The following is a 3,505-nucleotide window of genomic DNA, read 5'->3' on the forward strand; positions in this document are numbered from 1 at the left end:
GGTCGCGGCGTTGCCGATCACCCCGGCGCGCCGGGGGCCCGGGCTGCTGTCGCCGGGGCTGCCTGCCTTCGATGCCTTTCCCGCCGATGCGTGGGGCCGCCTCTCGGCGCGGCTCTGGCGCGACCGCCCTACCGCCGAGGTGCTCGGCTACAGCGACCCCGCCGGCCACCTGCCGCTGCGCGAAGCGGTCGCGGCGCATCTCGGCGCCGCGCGCGGCCTGGCCTGCACGGCGGAGGAGGTGATGATCACCGCCGGCTCCCAGCAGGGCATCGCGCTCGCCGCCCGCCTGCTGCTCGACCCCGGCGACGCAGCATGGGTGGAGGATCCGGCCTATCTGAGCGGGCGCAGTGCGCTCGCGGCCAATGGCGCTCGGCTGGTGCCGGTGCCCGTGGATGCCGAGGGCCTCGACGTCGCGGCGGCGGAGGCGGCGGCGCCGCAGGCCCGGCTCGCGCTCGTCACGCCCTCCCACCAGTATCCGCTCGGCGTGACGATGAGCCTGCGTCGTCGTCTCGCCCTGCTCGACTGGGCGGAGCGCGCCGGCGCATGGATCCTCGAGGACGACTACGACGGCGACTTCCGCTACGCCGGGCGCCCGCTGCAGCCGCTGCGTGCGCTGGCGCAGCCTGGCGCCGCGCGCGTGGTCTATGTCGGCACCTTCGCCAAGGTCCTCGCACCGGGGCTTCGGCTCGGCTACCTCGTCGTCCCGCGCGCGCTGGCGCGTCCCTTCGCCACGGCGCGCGCGCTCGCGGACCGCCAGTCGGCCGGGCCCGAGCAGGCCATCCTTGCCGAGTTCATCGCGGGCGGGCACCTCGCGCAGCATCTGCGACGCATGCGCGTGCTTTACGCCGCACGCCGCGCGGCGCTTCTGGAGGCGCTGGCCGAGGGCGCCGCCGACCTTGTAGGCTGGCAGGGCGAGGGTCCACAGGCGGGGCTGCACCTGGCAGCTGCGTTCCTCGACCAGTCTCTCGACGACGTGGCCGTCTACGACGCGGCGCGTCCGCTCGGGCTGCAATCTCCGCCGCTCTCAAGCTCGTTCATCGGTCGGCCGACGCGTGGGCTTGTCCTCGGCTTTGCCGGGACCTCGGCCGAGAGGATGCGCGAGGGAGTCACCCTGCTACGCCGCGCCATCAGCATGGTGTCTGGCCGGGCCGGGAAGACTAGGTAATGGAAACCGGGACCTTCGTCGGCGACGGTTCGAATCTGGGTGCACTCGCTCCGCCAGTTCCCTTGGGCGTCCGCTCTCCGCCAGACCGAAAGCCGCGCTTAGAGCCCATCCGGGAAGGAATTGAGTCGGCTGAATCGGATGTGATTCGCTGTCCCTGCGGAGGATTCGCGGGGGCAGACGAATGGCATGGACGGTAGAGAACCGGCGTGCGGCAGACCGGCGTGGGCTGCGCTACCTTCGGATCTGACGGATGCGGAGTGGGCGCTGGTGGCGCCGCTGATCCGACCAGCGAAGCATGGCGGCAGACCCCGCAAGGTCGATGTGCGCGAGGTGCTGAACGCGGTGTTCTACGTGCTCTCGACGGACTGCCAGTGGAGCGTGCTTGACGTGCTCCCCGCTTTCCTACCGCGGATGGATCCGTTCTCCGTTTGGCCCTGGTTGAGACCGTGGTGGATCGGGCCGAGGGCGCGGAGCCCTCGAGTAGCGCAGCGCCCTCGGCCCGATCCTTCGCGCGGGCGCTGTGTATCGCAAACTCCTCCGGCGTCCGACCACCGAGGCTGCCGTGCGGCCGGACACGATTGTAGTCCTCGCGCCATGCCTCGATCAGCCGACGCGCCTCCGCCAGCGAGCCGAACACGTGCTCGTTCAGGCATTCGTCCCGCAGGCGACCGTTGAAGCTCTCCACGAACGCATTCTGCTGCGGCTTCCCCGGCGCGATGTAGTGCCATTCGACGCCGCGCTCCTCCGCCCAGCGCAGCACCGCCACCGAGGTCAGCTCCGTGCCGTTGTCGCTGACCACCATCGCGGGCAGGCGCCGCCCGGCAACCAGGCGCTCCCGCTCGCGCACCACCCGCGCGCCGCTGATCGAGGTGTCCACCACCGTCGCCAGCGCCTCCCGTGTGAAGTCGTCCACCACGCACAGCACCCGGAACCGACGCCCGTCGGCCAGCGCATCGGCGACGAAGTCGAGACTCCATCGCTGGTCGGCACCCTGCGGCGCCGTCATCGGCGCCCGTGTGCCCAACGCACGCTTGCGTCCGCCTCGCCGACGCACAGACAGCCGCTCCTCGCGATACAGCCGCCAGATGCGCTTCAGGTTTACCGCCGCGCCCTCCCGCCGCAGCAGGATCGCAAGCCGCCGGTAGCCGAACCGGCGGCGCTGATTGGCCAGTTCGCGTAGCCGCTTCTGCAACTCCGCGTCCCCGCCATCAGCCCGCTCATACCGGAACGCCGAGCGATCCACCCCGATCAGCCTGCAGGCCGCCCGTTCGCTGTAGCCGTGCTCGCGCATCACGCGCTCCACCGCCCCGAACCGGGCCGCAGGCCCGATCAGTTTTTTCTCAGCAGTTCCCGCAACACCGAGTTGTCCATTACCGCCTCGGCCAGCAGCTTCTTCAGTCGACGGTTCTCGTCCTCAAGCCCCTTCAGCCGTGACGCCTCCGACGGCTTCAGACCGCCGTACTTGGCCTTCCAGTTCTAAAGCGTCTGGTCGCTGATCCCGTGCTTGCGGCACAGGTCACCCGCCGATCGCCCCGCCTCATGCTCCTTCAGGATCCCGAGGGTCTGCCCCTCGGTGAACCGGCTCCGTCGCATCGTCCTCTGCTCCTCGACGGATACACCTTATCCGTGGCTGGAACCGCGGGGAGCACGTCAGGCTGCGCGAAACGCCGCCGACATGCCCGCCCTGGTCCGTGAGATAATCAGCGACTTCGGACGACAGCCACTACAGCAGCTTGCTGCGGACTACCGGCGCGACGAACGGATGAGCGAGGTCGAGGCAGCTATATTGGGCTGCTTGCTGAATGCGCTGCGTCCGCATCTTCCTGGGCAGAACTAGTAGTGCCCGTTTTTGGGGCGTGATCAGGTCCGTCTGATGACGATCCACAAGAGCAAGGGGCTCGAGGCACAGACCATTTCTTTCTGCATCTTCAAGATGACGCATTCAACAAGCGCCTTAATATCGAGGCGGAGCGCCAAATTTCTTCGCAGCACTTTCCCGCGCACGAGAGAGGCTATTCGTAACGACCACAAGTCAGGATCGGGCGAAGGTTCGACCGCTGTGGGAGATGCTATCCGAAGCGAGCTTTGGCGACCTTACCCCGTAGCCGGTTCCGGCACTCCGCGCTTCCGCCGCGCTTCCGCGCCGCTTAGGCGCTTCCGGAGCTCCGGACAGCAAAATGCCGCTAATCCGTTGGATTAGCGGCGTTCTGATGGGATGCGGGGACAGGATTTGAACCTGTGACCTTCAGGTTATGAGCCTGACGAGCTACCGGGCTGCTCCACCCCGCGTGGGTGTGTGTGTCTCTTGGGTTCCGGCCGGGTGGCCCGGCGGCGACCTAC

The 3,505-nt window shown here is 68.7% G+C and carries 1 protein-coding gene, 1 tRNA gene and 2 pseudogenes; 2 read left to right on the top strand and 2 right to left on the bottom strand.

All coding sequences use genetic code 11. The features are described 5' to 3' along the window. Both L2I40_RS20665 and L2I40_RS20670 read left to right on the top strand, forming a co-directional pair. Positions 1-1,165, top strand: a 1,165-nt coding sequence (locus L2I40_RS20665) for an aminotransferase-like domain-containing protein (RefSeq protein WP_237217059.1), incomplete at its 5' end; no start/stop codon positions are given. 181 nt (positions 1,166-1,346) lie between these two features. Then, a pseudogene (locus L2I40_RS20670) lies at positions 1,347-1,603 on the top strand (transposase); the annotation flags it as partial. Positions 1,604-1,658: 55 nt separating this feature from the next. Here L2I40_RS20670 and L2I40_RS20675 read toward each other — a convergent pair. Then, positions 1,659-2,758, bottom strand: a pseudogene (locus L2I40_RS20675) (IS3 family transposase); the annotation flags it as partial. Positions 2,759-3,380: 622 nt separating this feature from the next. After that, positions 3,381-3,454, bottom strand: a tRNA-Met gene (locus tag L2I40_RS20680). Positions 3,455-3,505: the final 51 nt, after the last annotated feature.

This window comes from Falsiroseomonas oryziterrae (assembly GCF_021864505.1).
Taxonomy (GTDB): domain Bacteria; phylum Pseudomonadota; class Alphaproteobacteria; order Acetobacterales; family Acetobacteraceae; genus Falsiroseomonas; species Falsiroseomonas oryziterrae.